14 protein-coding genes are annotated in these 17971 nt (G+C 70.3%); 10 read left to right on the forward strand and 4 right to left on the reverse strand.

Features of this window, described 5'->3' with window-relative positions; all coding sequences use genetic code 11:
* Positions 1-3 precede the first annotated feature (3 nt).
* Complete coding sequence (locus tag MRBLWH10_RS18205; protein ID WP_341941014.1) at positions 4-1269, reverse strand: endo-beta-N-acetylglucosaminidase family protein; 1266 nt, start codon at positions 1267-1269, stop codon at positions 4-6.
* Between the two features lie 141 nt (positions 1270-1410).
* Between MRBLWH10_RS18205 and MRBLWH10_RS18210 the strand changes: the two genes are divergently transcribed.
* Positions 1411-2433, forward strand: a complete 1023-nt coding sequence (locus MRBLWH10_RS18210) for a LacI family DNA-binding transcriptional regulator (RefSeq protein WP_105676382.1) — start codon at positions 1411-1413, stop codon at positions 2431-2433.
* A gap of 57 nt (positions 2434-2490) precedes the next feature.
* Here the strand turns inward: MRBLWH10_RS18210 and MRBLWH10_RS18215 are convergent, their stop codons facing one another.
* Positions 2491-3777 (reverse strand): glycosyl hydrolase, encoded by a 1287-nt coding sequence (locus MRBLWH10_RS18215; protein ID WP_341941015.1) that lies wholly within the window; start codon positions 3775-3777, stop codon positions 2491-2493.
* Positions 3778-3935: 158 nt separating this feature from the next.
* Between MRBLWH10_RS18215 and MRBLWH10_RS18220 the strand changes: the two genes are divergently transcribed.
* The 5 genes from MRBLWH10_RS18220 (at position 3936) to MRBLWH10_RS18240 (ending at position 11622) form a co-directional block, all read left to right on the forward strand.
* A complete protein-coding gene (locus MRBLWH10_RS18220) occupies positions 3936-5210 on the forward strand; it encodes an extracellular solute-binding protein (protein ID WP_341941016.1) in 1275 nt (424 codons plus the stop codon).
* Positions 5211-5235: 25 nt separating this feature from the next.
* A complete protein-coding gene (locus MRBLWH10_RS18225) occupies positions 5236-6183 on the forward strand; it encodes a sugar ABC transporter permease (protein ID WP_341941017.1) in 948 nt (315 codons plus the stop codon).
* Positions 6180-7070, forward strand: coding sequence for a carbohydrate ABC transporter permease (locus MRBLWH10_RS18230; protein WP_341941018.1), 891 nt, complete (start codon positions 6180-6182; stop codon positions 7068-7070). Before MRBLWH10_RS18225 ends, MRBLWH10_RS18230 begins: the two co-directional genes overlap by 4 nt.
* Entirely contained in the window at positions 7067-8527 is a 1461-nt protein-coding gene (locus MRBLWH10_RS18235) for a family 20 glycosylhydrolase (RefSeq protein WP_341941019.1), read from the forward strand. The genes MRBLWH10_RS18230 and MRBLWH10_RS18235 overlap by 4 nt, the downstream gene beginning before the upstream one ends.
* 92 nt (positions 8528-8619) lie before the next feature.
* On the forward strand, positions 8620-11622 hold the full coding sequence (locus MRBLWH10_RS18240) for a glycoside hydrolase family 38 C-terminal domain-containing protein (RefSeq protein ID WP_341941020.1): 3003 nt from the start codon (positions 8620-8622) through the stop codon (positions 11620-11622).
* Positions 11623-11652: 30 nt separating this feature from the next.
* Here MRBLWH10_RS18240 and MRBLWH10_RS18245 read toward each other — a convergent pair whose 3' ends face one another.
* Positions 11653-12993, reverse strand: coding sequence for a DUF2252 domain-containing protein (locus MRBLWH10_RS18245; RefSeq protein WP_341941021.1), 1341 nt, complete (start codon positions 12991-12993; stop codon positions 11653-11655).
* A 42-nt stretch (positions 12994-13035) separates the two neighbouring features.
* On the opposite strand from MRBLWH10_RS18245, the gene MRBLWH10_RS18250 reads away from it, so the two are divergent.
* Positions 13036-13446, forward strand: coding sequence for a hypothetical protein (locus MRBLWH10_RS18250; RefSeq protein WP_341941022.1), 411 nt, complete (start codon positions 13036-13038; stop codon positions 13444-13446).
* Between the two features lie 147 nt (positions 13447-13593).
* On the opposite strand, the gene MRBLWH10_RS18255 is transcribed toward MRBLWH10_RS18250, so the two are convergent.
* Positions 13594-14184, reverse strand: coding sequence for a hypothetical protein (locus MRBLWH10_RS18255; protein ID WP_105676369.1), 591 nt, complete (start codon positions 14182-14184; stop codon positions 13594-13596).
* A gap of 98 nt (positions 14185-14282) precedes the next feature.
* Between MRBLWH10_RS18255 and MRBLWH10_RS18260 the strand changes: the two genes are divergently transcribed.
* The 3 genes from MRBLWH10_RS18260 to MRBLWH10_RS18270 all read left to right on the forward strand — a co-directional run bounded on the left by MRBLWH10_RS18260 (position 14283) and on the right by MRBLWH10_RS18270 (position 17955).
* Complete coding sequence (locus MRBLWH10_RS18260) at positions 14283-15422, forward strand: hypothetical protein (protein WP_341941023.1); 1140 nt, start codon at positions 14283-14285, stop codon at positions 15420-15422.
* 102 nt (positions 15423-15524) lie between these two features.
* Positions 15525-16739, forward strand: coding sequence for a glycosyltransferase (locus MRBLWH10_RS18265; protein WP_341941024.1), 1215 nt, complete (start codon positions 15525-15527; stop codon positions 16737-16739).
* A 16-nt stretch (positions 16740-16755) separates the two neighbouring features.
* Positions 16756-17955 (forward strand): glycosyltransferase, encoded by a 1200-nt coding sequence (locus tag MRBLWH10_RS18270; protein WP_341941025.1) that lies wholly within the window; start codon positions 16756-16758, stop codon positions 17953-17955.
* Positions 17956-17971 lie beyond the last annotated feature (16 nt).

Raw genomic sequence — 17971 nt, forward strand, 5'->3', positions numbered from 1 at the left:
TCGTCAGCGACGGAAGAGCACCGTCACGGGGGCGGATGCCGTGCCCTTCACGCTCTGCGTCACGGCGACGGACTGCGGCCGCGTCAGCTTGCGGTCGAGGACCAGCGCCCAGGTGCCGTCGGCGGCGACAGACGCGGTCGCGGGTGATGCCGTGCGCCCCGGGCCGCTCGTGAGCGCCGTGACCTCGGCGCCGGCGACGCCGGTGCCGCGGATCGTGATGCGGTCGCGGTCGAGCGCGGCGGTCGGCGCGGCCGGCGGCTGCGGGGTGACTCCCGCGGCCTCGTCCTGCACGGCGGAGAGGTTCGTCATCCACGTGAAGTCGGTCTTCGTGATGCTGTTGTCGCCGAACACCTTGCCGTCACGATCGACGGCGTAGGCGAAGAAGCCGCCCTTCGCGCCCTCCTCCGGCTGCCAGATCGCGTACTGGTATGCGGTCGACGACGGCGCCGTGGCCGGGTCGTAGATGCCCTCGGCGTCGCCCCAGTGGGTGCGGTCCTGCTCCTCGTAGAAGGAGAAGCCGGGGAGGAAGCGGCACGGCGCGATGTCGTCGGCGAACGTCTCCCACGTCGCCTGCATGCCGCCCGTGCCGCGCCCGTACGCCTGCAGCAGCACGTAGGAGACGGTGTCGGAGACCGCCTCGAACAGTGCGGTGTCTCCGTCCTGGTTGGTGTCGTAGATGAAGATCCGGTCGGTGCCGGACTTCGGCCCGATGAGCTCGCCGAGGGCTCTGAACACGCCGATCGCGCGGGTGAGCTCGTCGCCCTGGGGGTAGGACTCGACGTCGATGTCGATGCCGTCGAGCCCGTACGGCGTGACGTAGGTGTCGACGAGCTCCTGCGCGTAGGCGGCGTAGGCGGCATCGGTCAGGGGGATGTCGGCCTTGGCGAGCCGGTCGATCCACAGCGTGTAGACGACCTTCGTCCCGCGCGCGTGCAGCGTGGGCACGTAGGTGTCGCGGAGCGTCGGCCAGTAGTCGGTGCCGGCGGTGGCGCCGGCGTCGAACACCATCGCGACGTCGATCTCGGACGGCAGGTCGGTCATGCGCGTGACGTTCGGGTCGGGCAGGTTCGAGTTCGCGCTCTGCGGCACCGTGACGTCGCGCCAGGTGCGGTAGTACGCCATGGTCTGCGGAGTGCTCTCGCACTGCGCGGTGCTGGAGGCGGAGGATGCCGCCGGAGCTGCGGTCGTGTCGGCGACGGCGGGTTGCGCGGCGAAGGCCGCGAGTCCGGTCAGCAGTGCGCTCAGTGCGAGCGCCGTCGTTCGCTTCATTGCTCTCTCCTTCGAGGGGTGGGGTGCTCAAGAGCGGCGAGTCGGCCGCCGCTACTTAAGCGCTTTAGTGGCACCGTAGCAGAGCGCAACTGTTGTGCCCAGTCCAATTTCACGATCGGCCTTGATCGCTACAGTTGTGGAATGTCCAAAGCCAAGCGCGTGACCATCACGGACATCGCCCGTCTGGCCGGGGTCTCTCCCGGCGCGGTGTCCTTCGCGCTGAACGGGCGCCCCGGAGTCAGCGAGCAGACGCGCCAGCGCATCCTCGACATCGCCGAGGAGCACCAGTGGCAGCCCAGCTCCGCCGCCAGGGCGCTGGTCGGAGCCCGCGCGGGGGTCATCGGCTTCGCGGTGAACCGTCCAGCCGACACGCTTGGCAACGAGGCCTTCTTCACCGACCTCATCGCCGGCGCCCAGTCGGCCCTCGCCGCCCACCGCATCGCCATGCAGATGGTGCTCGTCTCCTCGATCGAGGAGGAGGTGGCGACCTACCGCCGCTGGCGCAGCGCCAATCAGGTCGACGGCGTGATCGTGATCGATCCGCGCGACGACGACCCGCGCCTCGCCGTGCTCCCCGAGCTGGACATGCCCGCCGTCGTGATCGGCAGCCGTTCCTCCGAGGAGGGGCAGCCTGCGTCCATCTGGCTCGACGACAGCCAGGTGGCCCACTCGCTCTTCGACTACCTCTCGGCGCTGGGACACCGCTCGATCGTCTACGTCGCCGGCCCCGAGGAGTTCCAGCACACGCGGCTGCGCATCGACGTGCTGGCCGGTCTCGCCGCCCGCGGCGTGACGGGAGAGGTGATCACGACGGACTTCTCGCCGCTCGCGGCATCCGCCACCATGCGCCGTGTGCTGAGCCGCCGCGATCGACCCACCGCCGTCGTGTTCGACAACGACGTGATGGCCATCGCCGGACTCCGCATCGCGCAGGAGATGGGCGTCTCGGTGCCGGGCGACCTCTCGATCGCCTCCTTCGACGACTCGGTCGTCGCAGGGCTCATGCACCCCTCGATCACCTGCGTCACGCGCGACACCTTCGGCCTCGGAGCGGATGCCGCGGCCTTCCTCCTCGAGCAGATCGAGGTGCCGGACGTGCTGCCCGACCGGGTGGGCGCGCTGCCCGTGCTCACCGTGCGCGAGAGCACGAGCGCCCCGCGCTAGCGGCTTCCCCTTCGGGACGGAACGGGCCGGAACGGCGCGGCGGCGGATGCGGTGCGGTCAGACGACCGTGTTCTGCGAGGCGTACGCGGGGCCGCCGACTCCGGGGCGCACGAGCTCGGTGATCCCTCGCGCCGCGAGGACCTCGGGCTTCTCGGCATCCGCCGACGTCACGAACGCGGGGTCGACGCCCGACTCGCACGCATCGACCCAGGCCTGGAACACCGCGCCGCCGGGACCCAGGGCCGCGCGGCTGACGGGGGTCTCGTCCTCATCGACCTCGACGACGATGCCGAGGGTCCGTGCCGGAGCGTCCTGACGCTCGCGCAGCTCGGGGATGAGGTCGGCGAAGCGGCGGCCGATCGGCTTGGCCGATCCGTCCTGATCGATCAGCCCGAGCGTGTACTCCAGCTCGGGGAAGTCGGCGAGGCTGCGGCTGACGTCGTGGGAGCACCACCACGTCACGCCCCACAGGTTCTCGGTGCGGGCGGCCGAGCGCAGCGTCGCCTCGAGGAACCCGGGCGTCTGCTCCGGAGTGAGGCAGTTGGAGGGCGCGCCGACCTCCTGCAGCCAGATGGGCCGCGCGGGGTCGGTGGCGAAGCCGCGGGCCAGCTCGATCATGTACTCGGCGTGGCGGTCGGATGCCGTGGATCGGCCGCCGTAGCGCTGCGCCGTGCCGTTGAAGATCCAGGAGTGCACGGTCGTGATGTCGCCGAGCCGCGACGCGAGCCGCGGGGTGAAGCCGTGACCGTCCATGTACCAGGCGGCGTCGTACTCGCTGTGCACGTGCTGCTGCGCGGGGGCCGCTGCGCGGGCGGCGTCGAGGAGCGTGGTGATCCAGTGCGCGGCCTCGGCCTCGGTCACCGGCCACGGCGACGGGTGCGTCTCCGCGGAGAACTGGTTGGTCTCGTTGCCCAGCGTGAAGCCGAGGAAGTTGCCCGCCTCGCTGAGGTTCGCGCCCAGCCGGGTGACGAGCTCGGCCTGGCCGCTCAGCGCGTCGGGGTGCGTGAACATGTTCTTGTCGTGCCAGGTGAACAGCCACGAGGGGATGAAGTCGAAGCTCGACAGGTGCCCCTGGATGACGTCGACGCTCGCGTCGAGCCCGAACTCCCCGGCCATCTCCACCACGGCGCGCACGTCGTCGATGGCGTCGCTGCGGATCAGGGTGCGGTTGGGCTGGAGCTGCGTCCACAGCGGGAAGATCCGCACGTGGTCGAGCCCGAGTCCGGCCAGCGCCTCGAAGTCGCGGCGGACCTCGTCGAGGTCGAGCGACATCCAGGAGTGCATCCACTGCGAACGCGGGGTGTAGTTGGCGCCGAAGCGCAGCGGGGCGACGAGACGGGGCATCGCTGTCCTTTCGAGAATCGACGCTGACACGAAGCATCCCGTGGCTGGACCGTCATGGCGACGGTGTGGCATGCTAAGGTCACTATACCGTTTTAGTACGGGTTGTGACAGCGACTCGAGCGAGACGCGCCAGCCTGGCCACTTCGAAGGAGAAGTCCATGAAGCACCGTTCCACAGCAGTCGCGGGCCTCGCGGTCGCGGCATCCCTCGTCCTCGCCGGATGCACCGGCGGCGGCGCCTCCGCCCCGTCGGGTGGCGACGGCGAGATCGGCGGGGAGATCACCTTCCAGACCTGGTCTCTCAAGAATGACAAGTTCACGCCGTACTTCGAGGACGTCGTCGCGGCGTTCGAGAAGGAGCACCCCGGCACGAAGGTGAAATGGATCGACCAGCCCGGCGACGGGTACGAGGACAAGATCCTGCAGCAGGCCGAGTCCGGCGAGCTGCCCGACGTGATCAACCTGCCGCCGGAGTACGCGTACTCGCTGGCATCCGCCGATCAGCTGCTCGACCTCGGCAGCGCATCGAAGGTCATCGACGACTACGTCGCCGGCGGCGTCGCGGCCTACCAGTACGACGGCGTCGAGGGCTCGTTCGCCTTCCCGTGGTACCTCGGGACCGAGCTGAACTACTGGAACAAGGCGCTGCTCGCCAAGGGCGGCGTGACCGAGGCGCCGAAGGACTTCGACGAGACCCTGGATGCCGCCGAGAAGCTCGCCGCTGCCGGCGTGCCGATGTTCTCCTCCGTGCCCAGCCCGAAGACGCTGCAGATCGTCGGCGCCTCGCCCGACATCTTCAAGGACGGCGAGTTCGTCTTCAACACCCCCGAGGCCGCGAAGATCGTCGACCGCTACGCCGAGCTCTACAAGGCGGGCGCCATCACGGCCGAGGCTCTGCAGGGCGCGGGAACGGCGAACTCGAACATCAACATCTTCAACACCGGCGGCGTCGCCTGGACCACGGCCGGCCCGAACTACATCGACAAGGACGTCGCGGTCAACGCGCCGAACCTGCTCCCCGACGTCGACGTGACCAACGGCTTCGGCAACCCGCCGCTGTTCGTGCAGGGCATCAGCGTCTCGAAGAACTCGAAGAACTCCGCCACGGCTCTGGCGTTCGCCGAGTTCGTCACGAACACGGAGAACCAGATCGCGTTCGTGAAGCTCGCCGCGGGCTTCTTCCCCGGGACGATCGCGGCGAACGCCGACCCGTCCGTGTTCGCCGAGGCCCCGGTGAACGAGCTGCAGGGCACGGCGACGACGCTCGCCGCCGCGCAGATGGCCGATGCGAAGCAGACCGGCGCCCCGCAGTACACCGAGGCGATGGAGACCTACGCCAAGCAGCAGATCGCCCTCGCCATCACCGGCGAGATCTCCGGCCAGGAGGCGCTCGACAAGGCTGTGGAGTACGCCCAGCAGAACCTCGTCGGCTGAACGACGCGGCGGAGAGGACGAGACCGTGAAGAGACAGAGATGGTTCACGCCGTATCTGCTGGTGCTGCCGGCGGTGATCTGGGTGTTCGTGTTCGCGCTGTGGCCGTTCCTGAACACCGTGATGCTGGCCTTCACGGATGCTCGTCCGCTCCGCCCCGCCGAGTTCGTCGGGCTCGCGAACTTCGCGAAGCTCTTCGAGGACGAGCGGTTCGGCTACGCGCTGTCGACATCGCTCGTCTACGTCGTCGTGTGCGTGCCGCTGCTGACGTTCCTGCCGCTGCTGCTCGCGATGCTCGTGCACAACAAGATCCCCGGCATCGGGTTCTTCCGCACGACGTTCTACTTCCCGGTGATCGCCTCGGCCGTGGTCGTGGCGATCGTCTGGGAGTTCCTGTTCTCCGGCAGCGGCACCGTGAACTCGGCGCTGAAGTTCTTCGGGCTCGCCGACCGGCCGATCGAGTTCCTCTCCGACCGCTGGCTGCTGATCGGCTGCGCGATCGGCCTCACGGTGTGGAAGGGTCTCGGCTACTACATGGTCGTGTACCTCGCGGCCCTCGGGAACGTCGGCCGTGAGCTGCACGAGGCGGCGGCGATGGACGGCGCCGGTCGCTGGCGCCGGTTCTGGTCGGTGACCGTCCCGGGGGTGCGCGGCCCGATGATGCTCGTCTCGGTGCTCGTCTGCGTGGGGGCGATGCGCGTGTTCACCGAGCTCTACGTCCTCTCCAACGGCTCGGGCGGCCCCGGCGGGCGCGCGATGAGCATGGTGATGCTCATCCAGTCGATGGGCAAGGGCCTCAACGGCCAGGTCGGCTACGCATCCGCCATCTCCCTCGTGCTGTTCCTGCTCACGCTCGTGCCGCTCGCGGTCGTCGGCATCCTCAACAACAGCGACACGATCAAGGAGGCGCTGGCGACCAGGCGCACGGCCAAGGCCGCGAAGGTCGCCCGCCGCGCGCAGGAGGTGGCCCGATGAGCGTTGATCAGAAGCTGCGCCGTGAGCGCCCGTACCGCACGAGCGGATCGGTCGACATCATGAAGCCGTCGCTCGGCGGCCTGATCGGCAAGTACGCACTGCTGCTCGTCGTGCTCGCCGTCATGGTGTTCCCGTTCCTGTGGCAGATGTCGACGTCCTTCAAGGGCGCCACCGAGAACATCTACGACTTCCCGCCCTCGCTGATCCCGCAGGCGCCGACGCTCGACAACTACGCCGAGGTGTTCCGCACCATCCCCGTGCTCGACTACGCCTGGCATTCGCTGCTGGTCGGCGTGGGCACGGTCATCACCAACGTCATCTTCGCCACCATCGGCGGCTACGCGCTGGGGACGATGCGCTTCCGCGGCAAGTGGATCGTGCTGGCGATCATCTTCTCGACGCTCCTGCTGCCCGGGGAGGTCACGCTGACCAGTCAGTACCTGACGGTGAAGTCGCTGGGGCTCGCGAACACGCTGTGGGGGGTCTTCCTCCCCGGAGCGATCGCCGCGATCAACGTGCTGCTGATGATGGCGGCGTGCCGCATGATCCCTCCGGACACCCTGGACGCCGCGACCATCGACGGCGCCAACACGATGCAGCGGCTGCGTCACATCGTGTGGCCGAACGTGCGGGGCATGGTCTCGGTCGTGGCGCTGTTCGCGTTCATCGGCGCGTGGGACGACTTCCTCTGGCCGCTCGTCGTGCTCTCCGACCCGGCGAACTACACCCTCACCGTCGGCATGCAGTACCTCAGCTCGAACTTCTCGGCGAACCCGCGCGTCATCGCGGCGGGCACGATGATCGCGCTCGTGCCGATCATCCTGCTCTTCGCGGCGCTGCAGCGGCAGTTCTTCAAGGGCGTCGAGGAGGGCAGCGTCAAGGGATGACAGCGGATGCCGAGAACACACCGCGCTGGCTGGCGCTCCCGCAGCCTCGGACGGCGACGCTGACCGGAGGGCTCTGGCGCCCGGCATCGGTGCGCGTCGTCGCCGACGACCCCGCGTTCGCGCGGGAGGCCGTGCGACTGGAGGCGGAGCTCGCCGCGCGGGGGATGCCGAGCGGCGACCGCTCGATCATCCGCCTGGTGGCCACCGCTCCGAGCGCGGCCTCGACGGAGGCGTTCGAGATCGACATCGCCGACGACGTCGAGGTGCGCGCGTCGAGCCCGGTCGGGATCTTCCGTGCGACCAGGCAGCTGCTGCACAACCTCCGAGCGCAGGGCGCCGTGCCGCACGGGGCGGTGCGCTCCGCGCCGTCGGTGGCGGAGCGCGGCCTCCACCTCGACGCCGCCCGCAAGCACTTCCCGACCGAGAGCATCCTCGCCCTCCTCTCCGCGCTCGCCGACGTCGGCCTCACCTCCCTCCAGTGGCACGTGTCGGAGCACGAGGGCTTCCGCATCGGATCGGAGGCGTTCCCGGAGGTCGTCTCGGCGGAGCACGTCTCGCGCACGGACGCGGCGGTCATCGCGGAGGCGGCGGCGGATCTGCACATCGACCTCATCCCGTCACTCGACATGCCGGGGCACCTCGGGCGCGTCCTCGCCGCGCACCCGGAGCTGCGACTCCCCGCGGCGGACGGGAGCCCGATCGAGGGAGCCCTGGACATCACCCGCGACGAGGCCGTGGCGTTCGCATGTCGGCTGATCGATGACGTCGCCCCGCTGTTCCCGCACAGCACGCGGTGGAACCTCGGCGGAGACGAGTTCGTCGACTTCACCCGCATCGACGACCATCCGGCCCTCGCGAGGGCTGCGCGTGAGCGCTTCGACGACCGCGCGACGGGCTTCGACCTGCTGACCGACTTCGTCAACCGCATCGCCGCGCACCTGCGCGATCACGGCTTCGCCGCGCGGGCGTGGAACGACGGGATGCTGCGCGGCGAGGTCGTCCCGCTCGACCCCGACGTGACGCTCACGTGGTGGACCAACTGGCACGTCGACATGCGCCCGCTCTCCGCGGCGCTCGCGGCGGGCGCCCGGCTGGTCAACTTCCACGACGGCCTCTTCTACTACGTGCTGGGGGAGAAGGCCGGCTACCGCTACCCGACGAGCGCGCGGATCTGGGAGGCCGAATGGCACCCCGGGCTGTTCCCCTCGCTGCCGGACGGGACGCGTCAGGAGATCGCGGCGCCCTACCCGGCGCTCCTGCTCGGCTCGTTCTTCTCGGTGTGGTCCGACGACTCCGACGCGCAGAGCGTGGAGCAGGTGCTCGACGGCATCCGCTCACCGCTGCGGGCGATGGCGGAGCGCGCGTGGACCGGCGGCTCGCGCCTCCGGCTCGCCGAGTTCGACGAGATCGACGCGCGGATCGGTGTCGCGGCTCCGCCCGCGTCAGCGGCCCGGTAGCGTCGAGGCGTCGAATCGATTCCGTGCGCTCCATCGAATTAATAAAGTAATCTGAGTAATCCCCCGACCCGTCAAACGGAGACACCCCCCTCATGCATGACGACACCTCTCTCACCGTCGGCCGCGTCAAGCGGGTGCTCGATGAGCGCATCCGCCCCGCCATCCACTCGGCCTCTGTGCCGCTGACGGTGGAGCGCAACGAGCTGCCGGGCGAGCCGATCGTGCCCGCAGAGGGCCTGGCGCTGCCCTTCGCCCCGGACTCCGTGCCGAGCGTGTGGGGACCCGCCTGGTCGACGACCTGGTTCAAGCTCACCGGTCGCGTGCCGGCGGAGTGGGCCGGCCGCAGGGTCGAGGCCGTCATCGACCTCGGCTTCGACATCAACATGCCGGGCTTCCAGTGCGAGGCGCTCGTCTATCGCGCTGACGGCACCCCGGTGAAGAGCATCAACCCGCGCAACCAGTGGCTGCCCATCACCGAGACCGCCGACGGCGACGAGCCGGTCGAGCTGTACCTCGAAGCCGCCGCCAACCCCGTGCTGCTCGATTACCACCCCTTCCTGCCGACGCAGGAGGGCGACATCCGCGCCTCCTCCACCGAGCCGCTGTACCGCACGCGCCGCATCGACCTCGCCGTCTTCGAGAGCGAGGTGTTCGAGCTCTCCCTCGACCTCGAGGTGCTGTTCGAGCTGCAGGCCGAGCTCCCCGCGACCTCCCCGCGCCGCATGCGGATCCTGCAGGCGATGGACGATGCCCTCGACGTGCTCGATCTGCAGCGCATCGCCGCCACGGCATCCGATGCCCGCGCGCGGCTCGCCGACGTCCTCGCGGCGCCCGCCGAGGCGAGCGCCCACCGCATCTCGGCCATCGGGCACGCCCACATCGACTCCGCCTGGCTGTGGCCCGTGCGCGAGACGATCCGCAAGGTCGCCCGCACCACGTCCTCGATGACGACGCTGCTCGAGGAGCAGCCCGAGTTCCAGTACGGCATGTCGAGCGCACAGCAGTACGCGTGGCTCAAGGAGCACCGCCCTGAGGTGTACGCGCGGGTCAAGGCCGCCGTCGCCGACGGCCGCTTCCTTCCGCTGGGCGGCATGTGGGTCGAGTCCGACACCGTGATGCCGACGGGTGAATCGCTCGTGCGGCAGTTCTCCTACGGCCAGCGGTTCTTCGAGAGCGAGTTCGGCATCCGATCGAAGGGCGTGTGGTTGCCCGACAGCTTCGGCTACTCGCCCGCCCTTCCGCAGCTCATGCGCAGGGCCGGGTTCGAGTGGTTCTTCACGCAGAAGATCTCGTGGAACCAGCAGAACGTCTTCCCGCACCACACCTTCCTCTGGGAGGGCATCGACGGCTCGCAGATGTTCACGCACTTCCCATCGATGGACACGTACAACTCGCAGCTCAGCGGCATGGAGGTGGCCAAGGCCTCGCGGCAGTTCAAGGAGAACCGCCTGAGCTCGCGCTCGATCGCCCCCGTCGGCTGGGGAGACGGCGGGGGAGGCACCACCCGCGAGATGACCGGCAAGGCCACCCGCCTCGCCGATCTCGAAGGCAGCGCCCAGGTCGTGTGGGAGCACCCCGACGTCTTCTTCGACGCCGCGCGCGCCGAGCTGCCGCACCCCGCGGTGTGGGTCGGCGAGCTCTACCTCGAACTGCACCGCGGCACGCTCACCAGCCAGCACGCCACGAAGGCGCTGCACCGCTGGGCCGAGCACGCGCTGGTCGAGGCCGAGCTGTGGGCCGCGACGGATGCCGTGCGCACCGGCGCCGCGTACCCGCAGGAGGCGCTCGACCGCCTGTGGCAGACGGTGCTGCTGCACGAGTTCCACGACATCCTCCCCGGCACCTCCATCGCCTGGGTGCACCGCGAGGCCGTCGAAGTGCTGTCCGGGGTGCTCGACGAGGCGCGAGCGCTCGCCGACGACGCCCGTCGCTCCCTCGCGGGGGAGGGCGACCGCGAGCTGCGCTTCGTGCCCAGCTCCGTCGGTGCGGGCGGTGCGGGTCGGGCGCTGGGCGCCGTGTTCGCCGAGGCCCCGGCCGCGGCATCCGTCTCCCTCGCCGAGGAGAGCGGCGGCTGGCGTCTGGAGAACGACCTCGTGTCGGTGCTCATCTCGGCCGACGGGCTGATCGTCTCCGCGGTCGACCGGGCCTCCGGGCGCGAGGCCGTCGCCGAGGGCGCCGCCGCGAACCTGTTCCAGCTGCACCAGGACTTCCCCAACATGTGGGACGCGTGGGACATCGACCGTTACTACCGCAACAGCGTCGACGACCTCACCGAGGTCTCCGAGATCACGGCATCCGTGGTCGACGGCGCCGCCGTCGTGAAGGTCGTCCGCCCGTTCTCGGAGTCGTCGATCGCGCAGACGATCATCCTCCGCCCTGGATCGCGCACGGTGCTCCTGCGCAACGAGATCGACTGGCACGAGACCGAGAAGCTGCTCAAGCTCGCCTTCCCTCTCGACATCCAGGCCGCGCACACCGAGGCCGAGACGCAGTTCGGGTACCAGTCGCGCGTGACGCACACGAACACCAGCTGGGAGGCCGCCAAGTTCGAGACGTCCATGCACCGGTTCGTGCTGGTGCGCGAGCAGGACTTCGGCGTCGCCCTGGTGAACGACTCCATCTACGGCTACGACACCTCGCGCGAGGTCCACGACGACGCGGTCACCACGACGGTGCGGCTCTCGCTGCTGCGCGCCCCGCGCTTCCCCGACCCCGACACCGACCACGGTCACCACGAGATCGAGATCGGCTTCGTGATCGGGGCGGATGCCGCGATCGCCACCGCCGAGGGCATCGCGTTGAACTCCCCGGCGACGGTCGTGCAGGGCGCCCGCGAGGTCGCGCCGCTCGTGTCGGTGCAGGGCGACGGCATCGTCGTGTCGGGCGTGAAGCTCGCCGACGACGGCTCGGGAGACGTGATCGTGCGGCTCTACGAGGCGCTCGGACGCCGTGCGACGGGTTCGATCACGGCGGACTTCGAGCACAGCGGGATCCGCGAGGTGAGCCTCATCGAGGACGCGCTGGACGAGCCGCGTCTCGGCGGCGAGCTGCGGCTGCGTCCCTTCGAGGTGCGCACGCTGCGCATCGTGCGCTGAGCCCTCGCGACGGGAGCAGGCGGCGTGTCCTCAGGAGGCGCGGAACGCCTCGAAGTCGGCGCGCGAGACGTCGGCGTAGGCGCGGGCCCAGTCGAGCAGCGCCGACGCGACGGCGCGGCCTCCGCCGATGTACCCCGCGACCTCGGATGCCGTGACCGACTGGCTGTGCGCGCGGGCGACGGTCGCCGCGCACGCCTGCGCGTAGGTCACGAAGGGGCCGTCGTCGAGGTCCTCGACCTCGATGCTGCCCTTCATGTCGTGGAACTGCCGCACGTAGAAGTCGGCGTTCGGCGACCGCAGGTGACCGAGGAACGGGTCGGAGAGCGCCTGCAGGATGCGCTGCATCGACACGACACGGGCCCCCTCTCCGTGAGCCTCGATCAGCTCCTGCAGCGCGGGCGGCTGCTCGACGCGGCCGTACTCGACGAGCACGCTCTGCGCGGCCTCCTTCGGCTGCATCAGCACGGTGCTGTCCTCGCCGTCCTGGAAGAGCACCAGGTAGCAGCGGGTGCCGACGCTGCCGACCCCGACGACGCGGCGTGCGACGTCGCTGACCGTGTAGTGCTCGAACAGCAGCGCCACGTCGGGGCTCGCCGTCCGGCGGTACTGGTCGACGAGGTCGTGCACGACGGCGAGCAGGCCGTCTGCGACGGGTGCGGTCGTCGGCTCCTGGTGGAGGAAGCGCCGGCGTCCGTCGGCATCCGCCTGCGTCAACCGCCGGACCGCGCGCTCGCCGGTGCGACGCTCGGCCTGCTTCACCGCGCTGCGGATCGCCTTCTGCGACGCCTTGTCGAGCATGCTGCGGGTCTGGTCGACGTCGAAGTGCGTGAAGTAGCGGTCCTTCGGGCTGAGCGCGGTGGCCCTCGCGATGCCGCGGGAGTAGGTGGTGACGGCGGCGAGGGCGGCCTGGTCGATCACGGCATCCGTGCGTCCTGACGCCTGACCGCCGATCACGATGCTCGCGACGAGCCGCTTCACGTCCCACTCCCACGGCGCCCAGGCGGCCTCGTCGAAGTCGTTGAGGTCGAACATGAGGCTGCGCTGCGGCGACGCGTAGAAGCCGAAGTTCGACACGTGGGCATCGCCGCAGGACGCGACGAGGATGCCGCTGTGCGGAGCATCGGCGAGATCGGCCGCCATGAGCGCCGCTGTTCCGCGGTAGAAGGCGAACGGGCTCGCCGACATGCGCTCGGTGCGCAGCGGCACGAGGTCCTGCAGCCGTGTGCGGTTCTGCCTCTCGAGGATGCCGAGCGGATCGCGAGCGCCCGTGGAGTGCTCAGCCAGCATGCGCCGCGGTGTGCTCTTGCGCGCCTCGGCTCCCTTCTGGAGGAGGGTGGCGTGCGAGGGCGGCGGTGTCCACAGAGCGACCATTCCGTCATTGTGGCAGGAGTCCGCGCGGAGGACGATGGCGGGATGGCGAACATCGACGACGTGCGGGAGATCGCGATGGCGCTCCCCGGGGTGGAGGAGCGCACCGGCGGTCACACGGGGGAGCCGGTATGGCGGCTGAAGAGCGGTCAGATCGCGTGGATCCGCGGGCCGAGGGCGACGGACCTGCGCCAGCTGGAGGAGCTCGGCCGCTCCTGGCCGGACGGCCCTGTGCTCGGGGTGCGCGTCGGGTCGCTGGAGGAGAAGGCGGCGCTGCTCGCCGCCGAGCCGGATGCGCTGTTCAGCATCCCCCATTTCGACGGGTACCCGGGGCTGCTCGTGCGACTCGATGCGATCGACCGCGACCGTCTGGCGGAGATCATCGCCGACGCGTGGCTGCTGCGCGCTCCGGCGCGGATCGCGAAGGAGTGGCTCGCGGAGCGCGGGCTGGAGTAGGGCCGCTCCAGGACTCCGGACAATCGGGCGGAATCCGGGCGGGAAGAGGCGCGGCCGGTGTTCTTCGGAGCCGATCTCCGGAGTTCTGGAGCCAGCGCGGGGCTACCGGGGCTACCGGGGCTGCCGGGGCTAGCGTCCGCCGCCGACTCAGGCCGGAGGCAGCCGCAGCACCTCGGGCGACTCCCCGCCGGTGAGGTCGTCGGCGATGCGGATGCTGCGCGCCAGCTCGTCGAGCGCGCCGATCAGGGTGCCGAAGCGCTCGCGCTCGCCGCAGATCGCCGTGAGCGTCACGAGATGCGTTCCGGTGTCCCACGTGTAGGACGCGAAGGGCGGAGAGGAGGGCGACGCCGGCATCGGCACGACGAGCTTCTCACCCCGGCCGAGCCAGCGGCTCTGGAACGACTCGGTGTCGTCGTAGTCCATCGGCATCGACGCCCGCGCGATGCGCACGTCGGGGGTGAGCGCCTGCGCCGTGACCATCGCGACGACGAGCTCGGGGTCGGCCTTCCACGTCCACACCAGCACGCGGCCGTCCGCGCGCTTCATGAGCAGCGGCGCCGCCTGGCTCATCACCCATGCGCCGAACTTCGACCCGGGGCGCTCGACGGCGCCCAGAGCGGAGTTCGCCTGACCCAGCAGCATCCGGATCGCGGCCTTGCGATGGCGGCGGCCCTTGAATCCGAGCGAGTCCGTCACGGGGATCCAGAGCTGGGGGTCGGCGTCGGCGATCAGTCGCATGACACCACGGTAGGGGGTGAGCCTGTGCGGATGCCGGTGCACGAACGGAACAGGACGCCGCTATCGTGACCGTGGGCGGAGTTCTGGGAGGGCAGCGCATGAGCGGGTTCGAGCGTCGGACGATCACGATCGATCGCCGCGATCAGCGGGCCGTGCTCGGCGGCCACCTCAGACAGTCGCGCAGGGTGTTCGTCCTGCTCGGGGTCGTCGTCGTGCTGTTCGCCGTGGCGGCCGGGCTCAGCGCCCTCGACGGTTCGCCGTCGTCCGTCTGGGGGATCGCCGTGGGCAGCGTGTGCCTCGTCGTCGCGCTGGTGGCGCTCCTGGTCGGGAATCAGGCCCTGATGGTCCGCCGGCAGCTGCCGCTCGGCGCCGAGTTCAGCCTCACGGTCTCCGATGACACCCTCGACATCGACGGCCCCGGCGGCGCCGATCGCATCCGGTGGCGTCAGCTGTCGAACCTGACGAGGATCGGCGGCGGCGTCTACGTCACGATCGCCCCGTCGAACGCGCGCCTCGGGCTACCGGGGCGACTCATCGACGATGAGGCGCTGGCGGAGGCCGTGGAGTCGATCCGCCTGGCCGACGGCGTCGGTGGTCGGGCGGACGACATCGCTTCCGCAGACGCGCCCGCTTCCGCTTCTGCTCGCGCGGACGCTCCCGCTCGCGCGGACGCTCCCGCTCGCGCAGACGTGCCCGCATCCGCTGTCGCAGACGCTGTCCCGTCGGCTCCCGCGCTCAGCGCCTCCATCGTGTTCGCGGCGGGCGACCAGCGCGTCGCGCGCGCCGCGCTGCTGCGTCGGTCGGGACCGCTCCTCGCCGTCTTCGGGGTCCTCGGTGCGGTCGGCATCGCCGGACTCGCGGCGGGAGCCACCGGCATCCTGCCTCGCGACACGATGGGGTTCTCGGCCGTCATCGCGGCGATCGCCGTCGTGTGCCTGATCGTCCTGGTCGTGGCGGTGAGCCGTGCGGTCACCCGGACCCTCGCGCTCGGTACGGCGCAGACCCTCACGCTCGCTCCGGACGCTCTCGAGCTGACAGGCCCCGGTGGCGAGACGCGACTGCTCTGGAATCAGCTGTCCGGGCTCAGGCGCGCGGGGCGCGCCGTGACGGTGAAGACGGCGCCGTCGCGGACGACGCTCCTGTTCGTCGGGCGCCTCATCGACGACGAGATGTACGCCGCGATCGAGCAGCGCATCGAGTCGGCGCAGAGGAGCGGAGCGGACTCGCACCGGGTCTGACTGTGCCGATGCCGGTACGCCTGAGCCGCGGGATCAGGGGCCTCCGGTAAAGTGGCGACCGCCCGACCAGGGCTTTCCTTGGCCGCCGAACCGTAAGGCAGCATGTCCTCTTCTCCCATCGATTCGACGAGTGCCCCCGCACCCGCGCCTCGCGCGCTGAAGATCCTCATCGGGTGCGACACCTTCTCGCCCGACATCAACGGCGCCGCCCGCTTCGCCGAGCGCCTCGCCGCCGGACTCGTGCAGCGGGGCCACGACGTGCATGTCGTCGCCCCCAACCAGGCCTACCGTCGTGCCGCTGCGCGCACCGAGGTCATCGAGGGTGAGCCCATGACGCTGCACCGTCTGCCGTCGGTCCGCTGGGTCGCGCACGACTGGATCCGCTTCGTGTGGCCGTGGCGCTCGAAGCACTACGCGCGTCAGATCATCGACCAGGTGAAGCCCGACGTGGTGCACATCCAGTCGCACATCGTCATCGGCCGCGGGCTCGCCCGCATCGCCCACGAGCGCGGCATCCCCGTCATCGCGACGAACCACGTCATGGCGGAGAACATCCTCGACCACTCGATGATGCCCAAGTTCATCGACGACCTCGTGCTCAAGTACGCGTGGGCCGACGCGAAGAACACCTTCGACCTCACCCGCGCGGTGACCACCCCGACGCGTCGCGCGGCGGACTTCCTCGAGAAGACGGTCGATGTGAAGGGCGTGATCCCGATCAGCTGCGGCATCGACCGCACGCAGTACACCCCGGTCATCGGGCCGCGCGAGAAGAACCGCATCATCTTCGTCGGGCGACTCACCGCCGAGAAGCAGGTCGAGGTCATCCTGCAGGCGATGACGAAGCTCGACCCGGGGCTCGAGGCGACGTTCGACATCGTCGGCGGCGGCGACCAGCGCAAGAACCTCGAGAACCTCGCGGTCAAGCTCGGGCTCGGCGACCGCGTCACCTTCCACGGGCGCACGACCGACGAGCAGCTGCGCGCACTGCTGTCGCGGGCCTCGGTGTTCGCGATCGCCTCGATCGCCGAGCTGCAGTCGATCGCGACGATGGAGGCGATGGCGTCGGCGCTCCCGATCGTCGCCGCGGATGCCGTCGCCCTCCCGCACCTCGTGCACGACGGCGAGAACGGCTACCTGTTCGAGCCGGGGAACGTGGAGGAGCTGGCCGCACGCCTCACCGACGTGCTGACCGCCGACAAGGCGGAGTACGAGCGGATGCAGCAGGCATCCCTCGACGGCGTCGCGATCCACGACATCAACCGCACCCTCGATACGTTCGAGGCTCTGTACCGCGACGAGAAGCTGCCCGAGTAGCGGGCGGCCCGGCGCGATGCACATCGTCTTCTTCGGCGATCAGCACCTCGACTCCCTCGGCGGGGCGCAGGTGTCGATGCGGCTGCAGCGCGAGTTCCTCGAACGCGCCGGTCACACGGTCACCGTCGTCGCGCCGAGGATGCACGGACCGCGCGCCGGCGGCTTCGACGCGGCGAACGTCGATCTGCCGTCGATGCCGATCACCGCAGACCGCGAGTACGCGATGAGCTGGCCGGGGCGCTCCACCGACCGCTTCCTCGACCGCGCGATGACGCGGCGTCCGCCCGTCGATCTCGTGCACGTGCAGGCCGACTTCTGGGGCGGCTTCATCGGACACAGGTATGCGGAGCGCCACGGCATCCCCGTCGTGCACACGATGCACAACCGCGTCGACGTCGGCATCCGCGCGGTCACGCCTCTCGCCGCCCCCGTGCTGGCCTTCCTGAACGCGTGGCGCCGTCGTGCGCTGCGCGGCTCGGGATCGGGGACCGACGGCTGGGCGTTCCTGCGGGGGCTCGCCGCCGGAGCCGCCGCGGTCACGGCGCCCTCGACGCACTTCGCCCGCAGGCTCGAGGAGCACGACGTGTTCTCCCCGGTCGACGTGGTGTGGAACGGCATCGACGACGACGTGCGCGAGGCGACCCTCGCGGCGGCGCCGGAGGAGCGGGCGCCCGGCCGGCCGCGCTTCGTGTGGCTCGGACGGATGAGCCCCGAGAAGCGGCTGCTCCCGTTCCTGGAGGCGTTCGTCGCCGCGGGAGTCGACGCCGACCTCGAGATCATCGGAGGCGGTGCGCAGCGAGCAGCCGCGGAGAAGATCGTCGCGGGGCTCCCGCACGTGCGGTTCGCAGGAAAGCTCAGCTACCCCGAGACGCTCGCCCGCATCGCGGCGGCCGACGCCCTCGTGCAGACCTCGATCGGCTTCGAGACCCAGGGCATGACCCCCTTCGAGGCGGCGACCCTCGGCACCCCGTCGGTGATCAGCGATCCGGACATCGCGGCAGAGCTCGGCGGCGGCCTGTGGGCGGTGCCGGATGCCGACGGCGACGAGCCGCGACGCATCGCCGCGCTCGCGGAGACGCTGCGGCAGGCGGCATCCGACATCGCGGGAGGCACCGCACCCGTGCCGCTGCCGTCCGTCGCCGAGGCGTTCCGTCAGTCGTCGCGCACGGCGGCGATGGTCGAGGTGTACGAGCGGGTGCTCGCCGGAGCTCGCTGAACCGGACTCGCGGTCG

Origin of the sequence: Microbacterium sp. LWH10-1.2, from assembly GCF_038397765.1 — a bacterium.
Classification (GTDB): Bacteria; Actinomycetota; Actinomycetes; order Actinomycetales; family Microbacteriaceae; genus Microbacterium; species Microbacterium natoriense.